Genomic DNA, 19938 nt, shown 5'->3' on the forward strand with positions numbered 1-19938 from the left:
TCGCCATATTGTCTGTGATTAATAGGGTGATCGTACACCCTATTTCGAATTAACCCTCAACAACTTTCATCAAGAGTTGGCCGTCATACATCGCTTGTTTAACTAACGCCGCACCCGGCATTGTCGCTTCACGATAGAAACGACTCTCTTCTAACTGTAGGTCTTGATGATAGAGAGGCAATGTTTTCGATTCAATATTCGCTTTTATTACAGGATATAAAATCGATTTAGCGTGATTGATCACCCCACCGATCAGTACTTTTTCCGGATTAAACAAATTAATTACAATCGCAACGGCAGTACCTAGGTGTTCCCCAAGCTTTTCAATTTCCTCGATAGCCAACGCGTCACCAGCAAGAGCTGCATCACTGATCGATTCAATCGTTATATCATCTGCTTGTAATGACGTAGCGTCACCTTTATCAATTCGCTTCTTAATGATGTCTCGTAGCGCCATAGAACTGGCGACCGTTTCCAGACAACCTTTATTTCCACAATGACACTTCTTGCCGTTAGGATCGATTTGAATGTGCCCTAACTCACCAATGTTACCGTGTCGGCCTTCTAATACTCGGCCGTCTAATATCACACCGGCACCTAAGCCATGGTGGATAGACACCAACAGGGAGTTATCGACACCTTGAGAGTTGCCGAATAAATTTTCAGCCAACGCCCAAGCCCGCGTATCGTTGGCCACAAAAACAGGTAATCCTGTTGCTTTGTGGATTTCAGGACCCAATTCCAAGTTATTAACATTGAAATGCGGCATTTGAAGTACGACACCACGATTGGAATCTACCAAACCGGGAAGTGTCATCGCGATACTGGTAACACGGTCCAACTTGCTTGAGTAGGTTTGAAAAAACTCTTCGATTTCGTGCAGCAAACGACTTAATACTTCGTCTTGCTCGATTTCTTCAATTTCGATCATGGTTTCAAATAAAACCGAACCACCATGTTCGTGAAGGGCTATCATTAAATATCCACGGCCAAGCCTCATGGATAGAAATTGCCAACCTTCGTTATTCGTCTGCAACCCAACGGCTGGGCGGCCTCTACTGGTAGCTTCTTGCACAGTTGTTTCGTGGATCAGGTGAGCATCGATCAATTCGCGCGTAATTTTAGTAATACTGGCCGGTGCCAACTCGCTTTTTTTTGACAATTCAATACGAGAAATAGGACCGTTTAAGTCGATTAATTTGTATACGCGACCAGCATTTACTTGCTTAATATGATCGATATGGCCGGGTTGAGCCATGTACATAGGAAACTCCAAAGATGAGATACCTGTTAATTTTTTTACTTTGCGAACTAATTGTGAAGTCCCTTGAGTAAACCTCGTGACAAGTGTCACGATTATTCCCGTAAATTTTAATTGGTTTATTTATTTGCAAAAATTTCATCTCTGGAAAGGTGATCAATCTGACGTTTTTTTGCGAACAAAAAAATCATCAAATAACTACACTGGATAGGTAGTGAGTCTTTTTTCTAATTGCGCAGGCAATATACAAGACGAATAAGCATTCAAATCACACTTCAATCCAATTTATGGAGATTCAGATGTCGAAACAGCTCAGAAGAACAAAGATAGTCGCCACTCTTGGCCCTGCAACTGACAAAGATAATAATTTGGAAAAAATCATTCTTGCCGGCGCTAATGTCGTTCGTCTTAATTTTTCTCACGGTGAACCTCAAGATCACATTGACCGTGCTAACAGCGTACGTTCCATTGCAGCCAAACATGGTATTCATGTTGCTATTCTTGGTGATCTGCAAGGCCCAAAAATTCGCGTTTCAACGTTTAAAAACGACAAAGTCATGCTCATAGTTGGCGATAAATTCACGTTGGATGCTGAACTACCAAAAGGAGAAGGCGACCAACATTCCGTCGGGCTAGATTACCCAGATTTGCATAAAGACGTGTATTCCGGCGACACCTTATTGCTCGATGATGGCCGTATTCAACTGCTCATTGATCGAGTAGATGGACTAAAAGTACATACGACCGTTACCGTTGGTGGCGCCTTGTCTAACAACAAGGGGATCAATAAAAAAGGCGGTGGCTTATCTGCCGCAGCTCTGACAGAAAAAGACATCGAAGATATACAAACAGCCGCTAAAATCAGAGTTGATTACCTCGCGATTTCATTTCCTCGAAATGGCGAAGACATGAAGTACGCTCGACGACTCGCGACAGACGCAGGGTTAAGCGCTCATCTTGTAGCCAAAGTTGAACGAGCTGAGTCCGTTGTTGACGAAGAAAGCATGGACGATATTATTTCTGCTTCTGACGCTGTGATGGTCGCTCGTGGTGATCTAGGGGTAGAAATTGGTGATCCCGAGTTAGTTGGAGTGCAAAAACAGCTCATTAGGCGAGCTCGTGCACTTAACCGTACCGTCATTACCGCGACTCAAATGATGGAATCTATGATCATTAACCCTCTTCCAACCCGAGCCGAAGTAATGGACGTTGCTAACGCTGTTTTGGATGGAACTGATGCCGTGATGTTATCAGGTGAAACTGCCGTCGGTAATTTTCCCGTAGAAACCGTGCGATCTATGGCTGAAGTTTGTGTTGGTGCTGAAAAAATGCCTAGCTTAAACGTGTCCAACTATAGGATGGACAGTAAGTTCCAAACGCCGGAAGAAGCCATTTCAATGGCAACCATGTATTCGGCTAATCACCTAGAAGGCGTCAAAGCCATGGTGTCTTTAACCGAATCAGGCCGCACCGCACTAATGATGTCACGTCTGAGTTCAGGATTACCCATTTTCGCTTTATCCCGCAACGAAGCAACCTTAAACCGAAGTGCGTTATATCGCGGTGTGACTCCAGTGCATTTTGATTGCCACGCAGACTTAGGACTGCCTACTGCCCAAGATGCACTCTCGACACTAAAAGATGGTGGGTTACTTGATGAAGGCGACCTCGTCATCATCACACAAGGAGACATCATGGACGTGATCGGCTCAACCAATACGTTACGCATCAGCAAGGTTCAGTAAACTCATCAAAATAGTCCCGACACCAAAAGGCAGCTCACTGTGGGTTGTCTTTTGCTGTTTCAGCTTTAGCGATCACTCGCTCGCTTTACTTTAGTGTACGTTTCAATGAACCTCTGCCCCGCTCTTAAGCCTATCTGGTAGTCTGCTATCATGTCTTCTTCAGAGCTCATCAGTGCTGCAGATCTTAGTGGTTGATCGGGTGCTATCTGAACAATAAAGCAGTCCTCTGGTGGGTGTTTTAAAAAGTCCTGAGTGAGTGCATAAGTTTGGTAATGCACCATAAGTAGATCCGCCAAACCCGCATCAAACTGCTCACCTAACATATGGCTTAGTCGATAGACATCACCTGCCCCAAATAGCCAACGACCGCCGTTCAGCAATTTGAGCCTGCTCGCTTTATCTTGCTTAGACGTGGATTTATCAAATTGAGTTTTTAAAAATCCATCCCAATCATTTTTCCAATCTTGAACTCTCATGTCCCACTGCTGTTGTATGGCCCCCACAGACTCTTTTAACCATATTGGCATAGCGCTATCTGATGACTTGTGCATCGTGGGCGGAACAGTGTTAACGGTCACTAAATCCTCATCAACACTTTCTGTTCTTATGGCAACAATCAATCGTGCGTCATTTCGCCATGCTTCTTGAATTGGAATCGCCGCAGAAATCCCCCCGTCTACATAACCAATACCATTAATGGTCACCTCGCCATTATAAAGCCTTGGGATCGCACACGTTGCCGTTAGCACTTCAAACCACTGTTCACTTAAAAATGGCAAATAGTGATCTTTAAGGTGTTTAGTATCCGTGACTGAAGCGAACGCTTCACGCCCATTCAACACCCGTTGCGCCATATCTACATCCAGTCGATAAGGATACTGTCGAATTTTATTCAACGCCCAATTTAGCCCTAGCGGTTGCTTATGGCGTATATAGCCAAATAAACTGAAAAACTCGGGCTGGCTTGTTAAGTCGAGTAGAAAGGAACGTCCAAGTCCAGCTTGTCGGCTGAGAAAAGCACAGAGGTTCATGGCACCCGCAGAGGTGCCATAAAAAGAATGAAAAGGGTCGAAGTTGGCGTAAAGAAAAGAATCAATCACACCCGCAGTAAAGATGCTCCGTTGTCCACCGCCTTGTGCTACTAAAGCTGTTTTCCCGTTTATATAATTTAGTAGACGGATTTCATCAAGCGAGCTCGAATGCTCTGATACGCCCCCAGAATTAAGAATAATAGACAATGGGATGTCTACATCATTGTTACAGCTATCACGCTAAAAGTAGTGATGATGCTCAAAGCGCTCACCACAACCAACAAAGCAAATTTCAGGTCATTTTCCATATAACACCTCCTATGTTAACAAATAAATAACAGTTAGTTACAAATACTTCAAGGAGATAGGAAAGTTGAGTGACCAAAATGGTGCCGAAATCACAGTTGCATAAACCTTAAAATTTAATATTCGAATATCAAAGCCAGCTCTCAGAATCGCTAAAATCTCAACAACAACACTCTTTGTACGAGAATTATCGCGTTTACTGGATAGTTTTCAGTCATCCAAACCAAATCTCAATAACAACCATATCGTTCAAATATAGGCTTACACGCGATGATTAGTTTCAATTGATAAAGTTGATTCGGGATAATTCACCTAATAACCACAAATTAACAACTCATTATCTTTTATCAATCAACCTAGTAATGTTTACTATCTATTGATATAAGCCAAAATTATAGGTAGTCTCACAACATGCATAGTTGAACATTCCAATTTATGCGAACACACATCGTTTAAAACAGAGTTATAAACTGATAATTACCTTACTTACCAGAATAAAAAACCAAACAATGTATCCATTTCATCTTGCAGCCTCTGCAAATTTGGATTTATACAACTAATGGTATTCCATAAAGATAGGTAAGCTTCATACATCAGGAATTAAGTCGTAAAGGAGTTACATATGAAGCGCGAACAATGGGGATCCAGAGCTGGATTTATACTAGCTGCAGTCGGATCAGCAATTGGTTTAGGGAATATTTGGCGTTTCCCTTACATGGCATACGAGAACGGAGGTGGCGCATTTTTTATTCCTTACCTTTTCGCCATGCTAACTGCTGGTATTCCATTCATGATTTTGGAATTCAGTATGGGCCAGAAATACCGTGGCTCAGCACCCAAAACACTGTCAAAGATTCATCCTAAATTCGAATGGCTTGGTTGGTTCCAAGTGGGCATCGCAGCCGTTATTGCCGTTTATTATGTTGCGGTAATCGGATGGGCAATTTCTTACTTTGGTATGTCGTTTACACAAAGTTGGGGAACTGATACTAATGCTTTCTTCTTTAATGAATATCTTGCTTTAGGGGGTGATAACTCCCCAACTAGCCTAGGTAGCATTCAATGGAAAATAGCACTAGCCATGCTTTTGGCTTGGGGTATTACCTACGCAGCCATCGTAAGTGGTGTCAAAGCTGGTATCGAACGAGCATCAAAAGTTATGATGCCTGTTTTGTTCGTGATGGTAATATTGCTGATCGCTCGTATGGTGTTCCTGCCTGGCGCACTTAATGGCATCAACTACATGTTTGAACCCGACTTCAGCCGAATTTGGGACGTAAAAGTATGGGCAGCCGCTTACGGCCAAATATTCTTTACCCTTAGCATTGGTTTCGCCATCATGCTTGCGTATTCAAGCTACCTTCCGGAAAAGTCCGACATTACTAATAATGCGTTCATGACAGTTTTGATCAACTGTGGCTTCTCTATCTTAGCGGGCATCATGATTTTCTCTGTATTGGGTTACATGGCTCAAGAACAAGGCAAAGAACTGACTGACGTTGTATCTGCTGGTGTAGGTTTGGCTTTTGTTACACTACCAGCGGCGATTAATTTACTACCCGCTCCGTACATATTGGGTCCACTGTTCTTCTTCGCACTTGTCGTAGCAGGGTTAAGCTCTCACATTTCAATTATGGAAGCCGTTACTTCAGCGATCATAGACAAAATGAATTGGAGCCGTAAGAAAGCCGCTAATATCGTGATCGGTACGGGTGTTGTTGTTTCTATGGCGTTTGCTACCAATGGTGGTTTATTGCTGCTTGACCTTGTTGACCACTTCGCCAATAACGTTGGTATCATGGTGGGTGCCCTGATAGAAATCCTATTAATGGCGTGGCTACTTAACAAAGTCGCAGACGTTCGTGAATACGTAAACAGCTCGTCAGATTTCTCTATTGGCCAATGGTTTGATATCTGTATTCGCTTTATCACTCCAGTCATGCTTGCTGTGATTCTAGCAACGAAACTATACGCATTATTTACTGATGGTTACGGTGGATACGACTTAACATTAGGCTGGGCAGTCATTGCTGGTGTATTTGTTCTGGGTCTTATCGTTAACGCATCAAGCAAAAAGGAAGCTTAATTATGACTACAAGCGCAATCATCATGATGGTTTTAGGACTTGGCATTACTTGGGGCGGTGCAGCAATTTGCATTAAACGCGCCATGGATAAGCAGTAAGTGCTAAAAGCGAAGTGATTAGACACCCTTAGATATAGAAATGCCAGCAACTTATTGCTGGCATTTTTTTTGTTAAAAATTGAGGGCCTTAAGCTGTTCTGCCGTTCTAGAACGAATACCTCATGCCTAGTGCAGCATCAATATCAAGCTTGGCTCCGCCACGTAAGTTTAAGCCCGGAATAACTTGCGCAAAAGCGTCCCAGTTGGTTGTGAAATTCCAGTCTAGCCCTAACGGTACACGTAAGCCTCCGTTGTCTTTCCAGCCAATCCAAGCGCCGGCTCCTGCATACCATGTAAATGGTACGTCACTATTAAACGAACCTTTATTGAAAATATAGTCCGCAGCAACGCCATCGTTACCGATAGCAAAATTATACGTATCTTGGTACTGACCAACAATACTAAGCCCTTGATCAAGCCCTAGGCCTATTTTTAGGTCGCTATTATTTTTATCATTTGCGTAAGCACCCGCGCTTAACATCGTTAAACTTGCTGCAACCAAACCCAATGCGATTCGAGACATCATGAAACACCCTGTTATTCGTATCTGGCAAAGCATCAACAATACGAATTGTTCACAACTTGCCGCCAACTGAAAAATTTATGGGTGCTTTTTCGCAGATATCGAGTCAATAGTAAAGATTTGGGCTGTCAGAGTTTTGTTAATAACCCCACAGCCAGGTGATTTGGCTCACTCCGTCTCTTTATTTAGTGTTTCACTCGCCTATATTGATCATCGAGTAGGGTGAGGCGTCTCCGCCTCATCCCTCTCACAGAACCGTACGTACGGACCTCGTATACGGCTCATGCACATTTCCATTCAGCATAATGGCTGAACACATATCCTGTCCTAACGTGTTCAAGATTCACTAATCCAAGGTCGTTAAACCATTGATTTGGCATCGAGTAACTGGCTAATGGACTCGCAGCATTTCTCCAACTATCCATACAGATATACCTGAATGACCCTTCGTAACCTAGCTGTCTTAGCCTGCGGTGGAGTCGGGTCGGTTTTTTCCATAATCGTAATTGGACGCTGCGAAGTCTTCGCCTTAACCACGCGGCCAGTTTCTTAAACTCCCTGTTGGCATTCGCTATTCGAAAGTACTGGCTGAACCCTCTCAGAAGTGGATTCAGTTGTTTAATGACTTCTAACAATGGCTTACCGCCATTGCGTCTTGTCACTCGCTTCAACTTTCCTTTGAACGTCGACATTTTCTTTGGCTGAATACGGCTATAATGGCTACCGATTTCTATTCCAAGGAATTTCACACCTTCGCCGCTGTGCGCTATGTGTGATTTGGTTTCGTTCACCGTTAACTTGAGCTGTTTTTCCAGGACCTTCGTTGCCTGTACTTGCGCATTTTCTGCACCTTTACGGCTGCGACAGAAGATCAGTATGTCGTCGGCATAACGGACTATTCGATGTCCTCGCTTTCGCATCTCTTGATCAAACGCATCCAGATAGATGTTCGCTATCAGTGGGCTTATTACTCCACCTTGCGGACTACCTATCTCGGTATGCTGCCACTCTCCATCAACCATTACGCCACTTTTCAGGAACTGTTTGATGAGCTCCAGTACGCTACTGTCTGTGACTCGTTACTTAATGCTTTTTAGAATAAGCTCATGATCGAGCTTATCGAAGCACTTCGATAAGTCCATATCTACGACGTGTTGCATTCCGTATCGACGGATGAACATCGTCGCTTTGTTTATAGCATCGTGACAACTTCGATTCGGTCTATACCCAAAGCTGGATGGGTGAAACTGCTCTTCGAAGATTGGGGTTAATAGATCATTTAGAGCTTGTTGGACAACTCTATCCCGTACTGTTGGGATCCCAAGTAATCGCACCCCACCATCATCTTTCGGTATTTCTACCCGTCTGACGGGTTGAGGGGTGTATCGCTTGGTTTTGAGTTCCAGAAGAAGTTGATCTAGGTTATCACTCAGATTTTGGGCGTAGTCGCTTAGGCTCTGCCTATCTATTCCGGCCGCGCCTTTCGCTTTCCACACTTTTTTAAATCCTTTATAGAGTCGCTCTTTGTGGAGCAAGTGACCATATAAACTGTAGTAAACTCTCAACTTTTTCCTTTAGATTGTGTGCCGTGTGGGGACAAATGCTCTCTCACAGTGTTGGTGTATTTCACTCCACTCTCTAGCCTTCTAGCTCAATGGCAATTTACTAGAGTGAGTCAGAGTTACTCCCTTGTACGGTTTCTCGCTTCAGTGCTTTGCTTTCACAAAGACCGAGACGGAATACCTCGATACGCTAATCAACTTGTATACCACTGAAAAAAAAACATCTGCTCATCACAGACTTAAAATGTACTTCATCCCTTCGCAACACCAGATTGCTTTTGGCAAAATGTTGTCCCATCAGACGTGTTACTGATGGTCAGCTCAGTTTTATCCTCCACACCATTACTGGGCTTCACCGGCCGAGCTTTACTCACTACTACGGATTCATCTGCCACCTCGCACCAACATAGATCTTGGCTCTCGCCTTGAGTTTATGCTTCCGACGTTTGCTCGGATGTGGTGTCAGGCTTCCCGAGTTACTGCACTGGCTCCCTGTTAACAATGCCACCCTCAAGCACAATCTAGGTCTGATTGAGTATCGGGCTTCACGCTATTTTGCACGCTTACCCACCTAAATTGCCGAATCAGGTTCACTTTCGTTGTGTACTGTTAACTTCCTATCGCTTCCTTCAAACCCTGCCGTTGGCCAGCAACGCCCTTGCGATTCGGATTATCTTCCCCTCAATCAGGGTGATTTAGGCTTCTTTCAGCCTAATGGGTTTGCCAGCTTCGCTGGGCAAACAAAAAAAGGAGGCCCATGGCCTCCTTTCTTATCGATGATTTCGGTTACGCGTTATTGCGAATCCACTCATCCATGTCTGTTTTAAGGTTATCAGACTTAGTACCAAAGATTGCTTGTACGCCACCAGCTACGACAACAACACCCGCCGCACCTAATTGCTTAAGTTTATCTTGGTCAACAGCTTCTGTGTCAGCCACAGCCACACGTAAACGTGTGATACAAGCATCAAGACCAGTTATGTTTGCTTTGCCGCCAAATGCAGCGACAAGTTCACCCGCAAGCTCAGTGCCAGTAGCAACTGGTCCTGCATCTTCTGTTTCATCTTCACGGCCAGGAGTTTTCAGGTCCATAACACGGATAACAGTGCGGAATACAATGTAGTAGATTGCAGCGTAAGCTAGACCGAATGCAATGAATAGGAACAATTTCTGAGAGTTACCAGACAATACAACGAAGTCAATCAAACCGTGAGAGAACGAAGTACCGTGAACCATACCTAGAGTGTTAGTCAGTACGAAAGCAGAACCCGCTAGAACAGCGTGAATTGCGTAAAGAACTGGAGCAACGAATAGGAATGAGAACTCGATTGGTTCAGTAATACCGGTTAGGAATGAAGTCAATGCAGCAGACACCATGATGCCCATTACTTTTGCACGGTTCTCTGGTTTAGCAGAGTGAGCAATGGCAATGGCAGCAGCAGGAAGACCGAACATCTTAAACATGTATGCACCAGCAAGCTGACCGAAGCCATTACCAGCAGCACGAGAAGCTGCATCAGCCTCTAGGTAACAAGTTAGGATACCAGTACGCGCTTCGCCTGCAGCATTTACACAGCTACCCGCTTCGAAGAAGAAAGGTACGTTCCATACGTGGTGAAGACCAAATGGGATAAGAGAACGCTCAACGATACCGTAAATACCAAATGCAACCTGTGGGTTCTGATGTGCAGCCCAGTCAGAGAATGACGCAATGCCACCACCGATTGGTTGCCATACGAACGCCAGAACAACACCAAGACCAATAGTAACGAAACCAGTGATGATTGGCACAGCACGCTTACCAGCGAAGAAGCCAAGGTATTCAGGAAGTTGAATTTTGAAGAAGCGGTTAAATGCCCAAGCAGCAACACCACCGGCTAGGATACCACCTAGAACACCAGTATCGAGCTTATCAACACCTAGTACGCCAGCCATAACACCCAGTGTTGCAGCCATAATACCGTAACCAACGATTGCAGCTAGACCCGCTACACCATCGTTGTTTGTAAAACCAAGTGCAACACCTACTGCGAACAGTAAAGGCATCTGGCCAAATACAGAACCACCAGCTTGCGCCATTAGGTTTGAAACAATTTCCGGCAACCAACTAAAGTTAGCTGCACCAACACCAAGTAAAATACCTGCTACAGGTAAAACTGATACTGGCAGCATCAGCGCCTTACCTACTTTTTGTAGGCTAGCAAAAAGGTTCTTAAACATATTCATGCTCCTGAATGATTATAAGTTTTTTCGAAATTTAGCGGCACACCCCCGCAGCCTTGTTTCTCTACGCTAAACAAAATATATACATACTATTGAATAGAATAGTAAACGTGCCAAATTTCGACGGATTCAAATCCTAAGAAGATTATATTTTCCGCCTCAAAATATATCGTGATTCAACTCACCATTCCTATAGCGTCATGAAATTTAGTTTCAAAACAAAATCTAGATCACAGTCGTAAAAATGGGATGAAATGGTTTACAGAGGCATAAGTAACTGTAAACAAACAACTTAACCAAGTTTCAATCAATAAATTGTGATCTAAATTAAGGTGCTTGTTATTTTTAGTAACAAAATTACATTTGAGGTATTTGGCTATGTTTTAGTCAACATATTTGGTTAACATTGCATTTAATTCGATTAATGAATAAAAAAGGGAGCAATTGCTCCCTTTTTAGATATTCGTCACTTTTTACTACAAAAAAAGATTTTGGAAGTTTTTCGTCGTCTGTTCGGCAACTCGACCTAAAGACTCACCTTTTAGCTGTGCAACGTATTGCGCAACTTCAACAACATAGGCTGGTTGGTTCTCTTTTCCTCGATGAGGTACCGGAGCCAAGTAAGGTGAATCCGTTTCAATAAGCAAGCGATCTAGCGGAAGTGCTTTAACCACTTCTTTTAGTTCTACCGCCGCTTTAAACGTCACGATGCCTGAAATAGAAATGTAAAAACCTAAATCCATTGCGGCTTTAGCAAACGCGAGATCTTCCGTAAAACAATGAATAACCCCGCCACACTTTTCTGCCCCACCTTGCTTTAAGATATCAAGAGTATCTTGCCTTGCATTTCTAGTATGAATAATTAACGAGGCTGTAGAATTTCTCCTCGCCCGTCTCAATTCTGATCCTGCCGCCATTTCATCACGATATGAACTTGAACGCACTAACTCCTTGTGATCTAATCTAAATTATTCGCCACAAGACACGGTTATGCCCAACTTCAAAACCGATTACTCGAACCAAAACATGTTCGTCCCTATCATCATCGATGAACAACTCATCCCCGGAACTATTGAGTATGCGATTTCCCACATTGTCGATAACCACCTCGACCTCTCGCCCTTTGATGCGCACTACCACAACGACAAAAACGGGGCGGCGGCTTATCCACCCTCCATCATGCTTAAGGTTATTTTTTACGCCTATTCCCTCGGCATGTTAACTAGCCGACGCATAGAAAGAGCCTGCATCAACAATGTCACTTTCATGTGCTTATCGGGCGACGAGCGACCACACTTCACCACTATCGCGGCTTTCATCGCACAAATGAAGGACACCATCGAACCACTGTTCACTCAGGTTCTCATGATATGCGATGAACAAGGCCTAATAGGCCGTAACATGTTTGCTATTGATGGCTGTAAAATTTCATCCAATGCCAGTAAGGAATGGAGTGGCACACACGAAGAGCTTCGCCGTAAAAAAGAAAAACTACAGCGGGCGAGCCAGCGAATTATCGAGCGTCATCAAAGCCAAGATTCGCTCCCAAATGAAGTTATCGAACAAGACCTAAGACAAAAACAAAAGCTTGATAGCAGCGCCGATAAAATAGGTTCATTTCTGGCGAGCACTAAAGACAAATTGGGCAGCAGTAAAAAACCCGTAAAAAGCAACATCACGGACAATGACAGCGCTAAAATGACCACCTCAAAAGGTACGATTCAAGGTTATAACGGCATCGCCATCACGGATGACAAGCACCAAATTATTTTACACAGCCAAGTGTGGGGAAGCGTTGGTGAACAGCAAACATTAAAGCCTGCAGTGCTCGCTTTGAAAGAACAATTAGAGAAGCTACCCAACAGCTCAAAGCGCACCACCAAGTTCACCGCAGACAGCGGATTTCATAGTAAAACCAACCTCAAGTTCCTGTCTGAGACTCCTTATGATTGTTACATAGCAGACACTGGATTTCGCAGCCGTAATCCGCTGTTTCAAAACAGTGAAACCTATCAGACCGAGCAAGCGAAAAAACGAAAGAAACGCTCGAAAACAGGTAAAACCTGTTACTCCATTTCTATGTTCGAGTTCAACCAAGACGACATGACTTGCCGATGCCCTGCAGGAAATATGATGCGGCTGAGCAGCAAGAACGCCGTCATCCGTGGAGAGCGTGGTGCTCAGTTTTGTGGATACCTAAACGACTGCAGACAATGCGTTCATCAACCGCTGTGCATGAGAAAACCGCCTGGCAAGCAAGTCGGTCGACAAGTCTTCTTCATCTACAAAAACACCAAAGACTTTGACCACATGCAAGCCATGAAAGACAAGATTGATAGCCCAGAAGGAAGGCGGCAATACAGTAAACGGCTTGGGTGTGTTGAACCTGTTTTTGGCAACATCACCGTCAACAAACAGATGAATCGATTTACGCTAAGAGGACAAGAGAAAGTGAACGCCCAATGGGCGATGTTCAGCATGCTTCACAACATGGAAAAGCTACGGAATTGCATCATCTAGAGGGTAAAACCTCTAAAATCAGCGAAAAACCCAAATTAACTCTCATCCTGTCGCTCTATCTTTCCTTAAGGTGATAAAGGCCGCTACCATCGAGCAGTATTTACCCCAAAAGGGTAGGATTAATGACGATAAAAACATGGGAAATCGGTGAAAAATCGAGAAATTCTACAGCTTCAACGGCTTGTTAAGCTCCACAGCTAAAGACACATGCTGTTTAAACCGAGTGCGCTGTAATTCTGCAGTCTCTGGCTGATAATGATAGTCAAGCCCCGTCTCGCCAATCGCAACCACTTTAGAATGAGTCGCGTATTCTTTGAGTTTATCGAGTTCAAATGGGCTTTCTACGTCCAACGGATGCACACCACACGATGCATACACTTCATCGTAGCCAGAGATCATTTCAATCATGTTCGGAAAGCTATCTAACGTCACACCGACGGTTAATAGTTGTTTTACGTTTGCTCCGTGTGCTTTCGCAATGACGTCGCCCACACCTTGATGAAGCTCTTCATAATTTAATTTATCTAAGTGGCAATGTGAATCAACAAACATTTCTTTTCCCATGTAAATCTAACAACCAATCGGCCAACAAAAGCTCACTATTGAGCCCGGTAAAGTGAGTCAACTTTTCTATAAGTCTATTCAGCTCGCCCGCCTTCTTATAAGCGAGATCATAATGGATGAACCGAGCCAATTCGGGAACAGGTTCACTCACTGGTAAGCCAAAGTGATGTTTTTGTACTTCGACCAAGAGATAACTAATCCAGCCTAACCTAACTATTGGGGCATCTTTTATTGAAAGCCATATTGAAGCGAGCGACATTACCGGCTTTTTTAACTCACTAATAATCGCGGCAGACAGATCTTGATAAGCTTTATCATGCTTATCTTTATAAAACGCTAATGCCGTCAGAGGGGCTCCGTGACATAGGCGTAAAATGTCTTTACTCACCCCGATATCACTTTGCTTTGATAACCAATCCAAAGCATCCAATTCTGAGGGGTGCTCCACACTCCAAAGCTGGCATCGGCTGGTGATCGTTGGCAATAACTGATGTTTATTCGACGTTACCAATAAAAAAATGCAGCTTTCACTGGGTGATTCTAACGTTTTTAATAATGCATTTGATGAGGACTCATTCATCGCCTCAGCAGGTTCGATAATAATCAGGCGTTTTCCACCTAATTGCGATGACTCTTGAGCCCATAAGTTACACTGCCTGATCTGATCGACCGTAATCGCTTTACCCGCTTTTTCAGGCTGAATCCAATGGATATCAGGGTGATTTCCTGACAATGAAAGGTCACAGCTGTGGCAAAAACCACAGGCTTGCTCAACAGAGTTAGCACACACTACTGCTCGAGAGAACTCTGTTACGACCTCACTAGCCCCTAACCCTTGCGGCGCATTCAAAAGTAATGCGCCAGTTAACCTGTCTTGTTCAAGTAACGCTTGCCAGCTATGCCATACGGGCAATAACCATGGGTAATTAACGGCCATAACTTAACCTTGTTTAGTTAACCAGTGTTGGAGCGCCTTAATAATATCATTCGTCACCTGATCAATACCTTGCTCGGCATTAATGACAACGGTATTGCTATTTTCTGCTGCTAGCTCTAGGTAACGCTCACGTGTACGTTCAAAAAAACTGATGTCCATTTTCTCAATTCGGTCAAGTTCGCCACGACCTCGAGCACGTTCCAATCCAACCCTAGGATCTAAGTCCAAGTACAGAACCAGATCAGGAGTGAAACCTGCCAAGGCGAGATCTTTTAATGTGTCCATGGTGTTACGAGCTATTTGACGGCCGCCACCTTGGTAAGCTTGAGAGGAAAAGTCATGTCTATCACCGACAACCCATGTACCATTTGCTAATGCCGGCTTAATCACAGTTTCAACCAGTTGTACGCGCGCAGCATACAACAACATTAATTCTGAGATATCTTGAAGCTCTTCGCCTTCATGTTCTTCTTTCACCAAAGCACGCATTTTTTCAGCCAGTACGGTTCCGCCTGGCTCGCGGGTATTGATAACGTCTTGAACTCCAGACTGCTTTAATGTGTCCAATACGGCCGCTATCGCAGTACTTTTACCTGCGCCTTCAAGACCTTCGATGACGATAAATTTGGCTTGATTCATTTCTTACTTCTTAATACTTTTAAATAGGCACGCACTGCGCGGTTATGTTCCACAAGTGATTTAGAGAACACATGTCCGCCGTAACCACTTGCTACAAAATATAGATAATTGCTTTTTTCTGGGTTCAACGCGGCTTCAATAGAAGCTTTACCTGCCATGGCGATCGGTGTAGGCGGTAAACCATTAATTGTATAGGTATTGTATGGTGTTGGGGTTCTAAGATCTTTCTTACGAATATTCCCTTTGTATTTATCCCCCATGCCATAAATAACCGTAGGATCAGTTTGTAGCCTCATCGGTCGATTGAGTCGATTGATAAAAACAGACGAAACTCGCTCCCGCTCTTCATCAATTGCAGTCTCTTTTTCAATGATCGATGCCAAGATAAGTGCCTCATAAGGGGACTTTAATGGCAGTGGCTGCTTACGTGCCTCCCATGCTTTATCCAACACTTGGGTTAAACTCTTATTGGCCCATTTAAGCACATCAAGATCACGAGTTCCCGCGGGGTAATGGTATGTCTCGGCCAGAAATTGCCCTTCAAGCTTTTGGGTGTCGATTCCTAGTGCTTTAGCAATGTCTGCCTCAGTCATTGTACTTAGAGTCTGCTCCAAATAGTCGGCTTGGCTTAGTTGATCTAACCATTCTGAAAATCGACTTCCCTCAATGAAAGTAATCGTAAATTGATGCTCTTTGCCATCTGCCAACGCCTGAAGCGCTTGTGATAAGTTAAGGTTTGTGGGCAACTCAAAAGTGCCAGCTTTAACCTTTACCAGCTCTGGGTGTAGTTTAGGCACTAGGCGGGAATAACGGCTCGCTTTTACCCAGCCTGAGCTTTCTAACTGAGTCAACAGGCCACCAAAACTGGTACCGGGCTTAACGGTAACAAGCGTGGGCTGTTTAATATTCACTAGCTGATTAACGTATTGTTCTACTTGCTGGTGTACATAAAACGCACCACCTAACGCCATAATGGCAAGTATCAAGGCAAGTAATAAGATTTTCTTAATCACGAAATCATTTTCTCCTGAATCGTTCGTGTCATTTGACCAATAGGGTAGTTTTTCGTACCAATCGAAGTTACTGGCACTATCTGCAGTAGTGAGTTAGTAATAAATATTTCCTGTGCGGTCTCAAGAGCAGTCAATGGTGTGGGCTCTATGTTGCAGTTTAGGCTCAATGCCCCTAATTGCTTCAACACATGCCTTCTCATCACTCCTGCAACGCCAGATTTATCCAGTAAAGGGGTAGACCACTCGCCGTTTGCATTACGCCAGAATATATTTGCCATACTTGTTTCTATGACATTATCTGCAATATCTAACACCACGGCGTCTTGCCAACCACATTGCTCAATTTCAGCTTTGACCAACACTTGCTCTATGCGGTTATTATGCTTATGCCCCGCAAGCATCGGTAAATGCCCTAATGCCACAGAGCTAATACCAAGATTGACGCCATCGCGCTGCCAACTCTCGTAATACTCTGGATAACCAAATGTACTGATCGTAATACGAGCTTCCTGAGCACCTTGGATACCATAACCGCGCCCACCAGACCCTCGACTGATGTGTAGCTTAATTCCACATTTTTCTTGAGAGTCAAAGCCGTTAATTGCCTGTTCGACCCAATCCAAAACTTGCACCCAGTTCGGCTTGGGAATTTGAAGAACGTCCAAACAAGCATTCATTCGATCACAATGGCTTTCCCAAAATAGAGGAAAACCATCTTTAACTAACATCGTCGTAAAACAACCATCACCGTATTGAAAGCTACGGTCCGTCAATTCCACCGAATGGCTCTGTCTTCCATTGACCAAAAACATAGCGCTTCCACCTTGCTCTCAAAAAAATAAAAAAAGCGGCTCAATGCTAAGCATTGAGCCGCTCTAAAACAAGCTTTAGTCACTTAATAAAACGAATCTTTTTAATTCGATTAGATCTTCTTGAAGATCAGTGAGCCGTTGGTACCGCCAAAGCCGAATGAATTACACAATGCGTATTCCATGTTCTCAACTTTACTTGCGGTATTAGGTACAAGGTCAATGCCTTCTGTACCTTCATCTGGGTTGTCTAGGTTAATCGTTGGTGGAACCATTTGATCAACTAAACTCATTGCCGTAATGATTGCTTCAGCAGAACCCGCGGCACCAAGTAGGTGACCTGTCATAGATTTAGTAGAAGACACCAATACTTGCTTGCTTCCCGCTTCACCTAATGCTCGCTTAATGCCTTTTAGCTCAGCGATATCACCAGCCGGAGTCGACGTACCATGTGCATTCACATAACCGATTTGTTCACCCGTTACGCCAGCATCACGCATTGCCGCTTCCATCGCAAGCGCACCACCTGAACCATCTTCACTTGGAGAAGTCATGTGGTAAGCGTCACCGCTCATACCAAAACCAACTAACTCACAGTAAATTTTAGCGCCACGAGCTTTAGCGTGCTCGTACTCTTCCAGTACCATAACGCCAGCACCATCGCCTAATACGAAACCATCACGATCTTTATCCCAAGGGCGCGATGCCGCTTGAGGGTCGTCATTTCGAGTAGATAACGCTTTAGCAGCTGCGAAACCGCCCATACCGAGAGGTGTTGATGCTTTTTCAGCACCACCAGCCACCATTGCGTCTGCATCGCCGTAGGCAATCATACGTGCCGCGTGGCCAATATTATGTAAACCCGTCGTACATGCAGTAGAAATAGCGATATTAGGGCCACGTAGACCTTTCATGATAGAAAGGTGACCGGCAATCATATTAACAATGGTTGAGGGTACGAAAAACGGGCTGATTTTGCGTGGACCTTTATTGGTTAACGCAGTATGGCCATTTTCGATAAGGCCAATGCCACCAATACCAGAACCAACAGCAACACCAATGCGTGGGCCATTTTCGGTTGTAACCGTTAAGCCTGAATCATCAAGTGCTTGAATGCCTGCAGCGACGCCATATTGGATAAATAGATCCATTTTACGGCCATCTTTTTTGGACATGTACTCTTCGCAGTTGAAATCTTTTACAAGACCTGCAAAACGAGTAGTAAATTCTGTGGTGTCAAAATGATCGATATTCACGATGCCACTTTGACCAGCTAGCAGGGCTTTCCAAGATGATTCTACGTTGTTACCTACCGGTGACAACATACCCATGCCAGTGACAACTACACGACGCTTGGACATGATCTAGTTCTCCGGAATTGAATGATTATTAAAGTGAAAGGTTTGAGGGTAGACATTAAAACTCAGGCGGTCAAGAAGACCGCCTGGAAGTGCAAATTACTGAGCGCTGGTCACGTAGTCAATTGCAGCTTGAACAGTAGTGATTTTTTCAGCTTCTTCGTCAGGAATCTCAGTATCGAATTCTTCTTCCAAAGCCATTACTAGTTCAACAGTATCTAGAGAATCAGCACCTAGGTCATCTACGAAAGAAGCTTCGTTTTTAACTTCTGCTTCATCTACACCTAGCTGTTCAACAATGATTTTCTTTACGCGTTCTTCGAGGTTGCTCATTTTTCTTTTCCTTTACAGAGTTCGCTATATGCGATGTTTTCCGTAGTTTATTCAAACTTTTAAAAGTTGCAAGGGTGTCCTTGCTGGTCAAACCACAAATTGTGCGATTTTTACCGAAAATCGGCACGTTTTTGACCTAAATCATGCATATTTTACTAGTGCACAACTTAAACCATGTACATGCCGCCGTTTACATGCAGGGTTTCACCCGTAATGTAAGCCGCTTCTGGAGACGCAAGAAACGCTACAGCAGCAGCAATTTCGCGCGGATCACCAAGACGACCAGCAGGCACTTGCGATAGTGTAGCAGTACGTTGGTCATCATTCAGTGCTTTTGTCATATCAGTTTCAATAAAACCTGGCGCAACTGTGTTCACCGTCACACCACGAGAAGCAACTTCACGAGCCATCGACTTAGTAAAGCCAATTACACCAGCTTTTGCAGCTGCGTAGTTAGCTTGACCTGCATTACCCATAGTACCCACTACAGAACCAACGTTGATGATACGACCACAACGTTTTTTCATCATGCCGCGTAGGACAGCTTTTGATAAACGGAAAATAGATGTCAGGTTAGTATCCATGATATCCGACCACTCATCATCTTTCATACGCATCAGTAGATTATCACGAGTAATGCCTGCATTGTTAATCAAAATATCCAATGCGCCAAATTCTTCGTTAATTGCCTTCAAAACTGTCTCGATTGATGCAGGATCAGTCACATTTAGTGCTAAGCCTTTACCTTTCTCGCCTAAGTACTCACTGATAGCCGCTGCGCCATTCTCGCTTGTCGCAGTACCGATAACGAATGCGCCACGCTCTACTAGCGTTTCTGCGATAGCACGGCCAATACCACGGCTTGCGCCTGTCACTAAGGCGATTTTACCTTCAAGATTCATATTCTTTCTCGCAAATTAAATGGAAATA

At 44.0% G+C, this 19938-nt stretch carries 16 protein-coding genes and 3 pseudogenes; 4 read left to right on the forward strand and 15 right to left on the reverse strand.

What is annotated here, in order from left to right; translation table 11 throughout:
• Positions 1-49 precede the first annotated feature (49 nt).
• Positions 50-1264, reverse strand: coding sequence for a sugar metabolism global transcriptional regulator Mlc (gene mlc / locus VTAP4600_RS05195; RefSeq protein WP_102521816.1), 1215 nt, complete (start codon positions 1262-1264; stop codon positions 50-52).
• A 296-nt stretch (positions 1265-1560) separates the two neighbouring features.
• Here mlc and pyk point away from each other — a divergent pair, with 296 nt between their 5' ends.
• A complete protein-coding gene (gene pyk / locus VTAP4600_RS05200; protein WP_102521817.1) occupies positions 1561-3006 on the forward strand; it encodes a pyruvate kinase in 1446 nt (481 codons plus the stop codon).
• A gap of 65 nt (positions 3007-3071) precedes the next feature.
• On the opposite strand, the gene VTAP4600_RS05205 is transcribed toward pyk, so the two are convergent.
• Positions 3072-4235, reverse strand: coding sequence for a patatin-like phospholipase family protein (locus tag VTAP4600_RS05205; RefSeq protein WP_102523916.1), 1164 nt, complete (start codon positions 4233-4235; stop codon positions 3072-3074).
• 17 nt (positions 4236-4252) lie between these two features.
• A complete protein-coding gene (cydH, locus tag VTAP4600_RS26665; protein WP_102521818.1) occupies positions 4253-4345 on the reverse strand; it encodes a cytochrome bd-I oxidase subunit CydH in 93 nt (30 codons plus the stop codon).
• Positions 4346-4965: 620 nt separating this feature from the next.
• On the opposite strand from cydH, the gene VTAP4600_RS05215 reads away from it, so the two are divergent.
• Together VTAP4600_RS05215 and VTAP4600_RS25765 are read left to right on the forward strand one after the other, a co-directional pair.
• Positions 4966-6429, forward strand: a complete 1464-nt coding sequence (locus VTAP4600_RS05215; protein WP_102521819.1) for a sodium-dependent transporter — start codon at positions 4966-4968, stop codon at positions 6427-6429.
• A gap of 2 nt (positions 6430-6431) precedes the next feature.
• Positions 6432-6527 carry a methionine/alanine import family NSS transporter small subunit gene (locus tag VTAP4600_RS25765; RefSeq protein WP_145958556.1) on the forward strand — a complete coding sequence of 32 codons (96 nt, stop codon included), beginning with the start codon at positions 6432-6434 and terminating at the stop codon, positions 6525-6527.
• A gap of 106 nt (positions 6528-6633) precedes the next feature.
• Here the strand turns inward: VTAP4600_RS25765 and VTAP4600_RS05220 are convergent, their stop codons facing one another.
• From VTAP4600_RS05220 to VTAP4600_RS05235, 4 genes and pseudogenes are all read right to left on the reverse strand, one after another.
• Positions 6634-7053 carry a hypothetical protein gene (locus tag VTAP4600_RS05220; protein WP_231897877.1) on the reverse strand — a complete coding sequence of 140 codons (420 nt, stop codon included), beginning with the start codon at positions 7051-7053 and terminating at the stop codon, positions 6634-6636.
• 278 nt (positions 7054-7331) lie between these two features.
• Positions 7332-8615 (reverse strand): annotated as a pseudogene (gene ltrA / locus VTAP4600_RS26590) (group II intron reverse transcriptase/maturase).
• A 783-nt stretch (positions 8616-9398) separates the two neighbouring features.
• Positions 9399-10832 carry a PTS glucose transporter subunit IIBC gene (gene ptsG / locus VTAP4600_RS05230; protein ID WP_102521821.1) on the reverse strand — a complete coding sequence of 478 codons (1434 nt, stop codon included), beginning with the start codon at positions 10830-10832 and terminating at the stop codon, positions 9399-9401.
• A 479-nt stretch (positions 10833-11311) separates the two neighbouring features.
• A pseudogene (locus VTAP4600_RS05235) lies at positions 11312-11764 on the reverse strand (TatD family hydrolase); the annotation flags it as partial.
• Positions 11765-11825: 61 nt separating this feature from the next.
• Here VTAP4600_RS05235 and VTAP4600_RS05240 point away from each other — a divergent pair.
• Positions 11826-13355, forward strand: a complete 1530-nt coding sequence (locus VTAP4600_RS05240) for a transposase (RefSeq protein ID WP_102521342.1) — start codon at positions 11826-11828, stop codon at positions 13353-13355.
• A 174-nt stretch (positions 13356-13529) separates the two neighbouring features.
• On the opposite strand, the pseudogene VTAP4600_RS05245 reads toward VTAP4600_RS05240, so the two are convergent.
• From VTAP4600_RS05245 to fabG, 8 genes and pseudogenes are all read right to left on the reverse strand, one after another.
• Positions 13530-13907: pseudogene (locus tag VTAP4600_RS05245) on the reverse strand (TatD family hydrolase); the annotation flags it as partial.
• Positions 13897-14856: a DNA polymerase III subunit delta' gene (holB, locus tag VTAP4600_RS05250; protein ID WP_102521823.1), complete on the reverse strand. Its 960-nt coding sequence runs from the start codon at positions 14854-14856 to the stop codon at positions 13897-13899. The gene holB and the pseudogene VTAP4600_RS05245, both read right to left, overlap by 11 nt.
• Positions 14857-14859: 3 nt before the next feature.
• The gene (tmk, locus tag VTAP4600_RS05255; RefSeq protein ID WP_102521824.1) at positions 14860-15495 is read right to left on the reverse strand and encodes a dTMP kinase; all 636 of its coding nucleotides are present in this window, start codon (positions 15493-15495) and stop codon (positions 14860-14862) included.
• Positions 15492-16508 (reverse strand): endolytic transglycosylase MltG, encoded by a 1017-nt coding sequence (mltG, locus tag VTAP4600_RS05260; RefSeq protein ID WP_102521825.1) that lies wholly within the window; start codon positions 16506-16508, stop codon positions 15492-15494. The genes tmk and mltG overlap by 4 nt, the downstream gene beginning before the upstream one ends.
• The gene (gene pabC, locus VTAP4600_RS05265) at positions 16505-17320 is read right to left on the reverse strand and encodes an aminodeoxychorismate lyase (RefSeq protein ID WP_102521826.1); all 816 of its coding nucleotides are present in this window, start codon (positions 17318-17320) and stop codon (positions 16505-16507) included. Before pabC ends, mltG begins: the two co-directional genes overlap by 4 nt.
• Positions 17321-17430: 110 nt before the next feature.
• Positions 17431-18678, reverse strand: coding sequence for a beta-ketoacyl-ACP synthase II (gene fabF, locus VTAP4600_RS05270; RefSeq protein ID WP_102521827.1), 1248 nt, complete (start codon positions 18676-18678; stop codon positions 17431-17433).
• 96 nt (positions 18679-18774) lie between these two features.
• Positions 18775-19008, reverse strand: coding sequence for an acyl carrier protein (gene acpP, locus VTAP4600_RS05275; RefSeq protein ID WP_004737381.1), 234 nt, complete (start codon positions 19006-19008; stop codon positions 18775-18777).
• A gap of 167 nt (positions 19009-19175) precedes the next feature.
• Positions 19176-19910, reverse strand: a complete 735-nt coding sequence (fabG, locus tag VTAP4600_RS05280) for a 3-oxoacyl-ACP reductase FabG (RefSeq protein WP_102521828.1) — start codon at positions 19908-19910, stop codon at positions 19176-19178.
• Between the last annotated feature and the right edge of the window lie 28 nt (positions 19911-19938).

Origin of the sequence: Vibrio tapetis subsp. tapetis, assembly GCF_900233005.1 — a bacterium.
GTDB lineage: Bacteria > Pseudomonadota > Gammaproteobacteria > Enterobacterales > Vibrionaceae > Vibrio > Vibrio tapetis.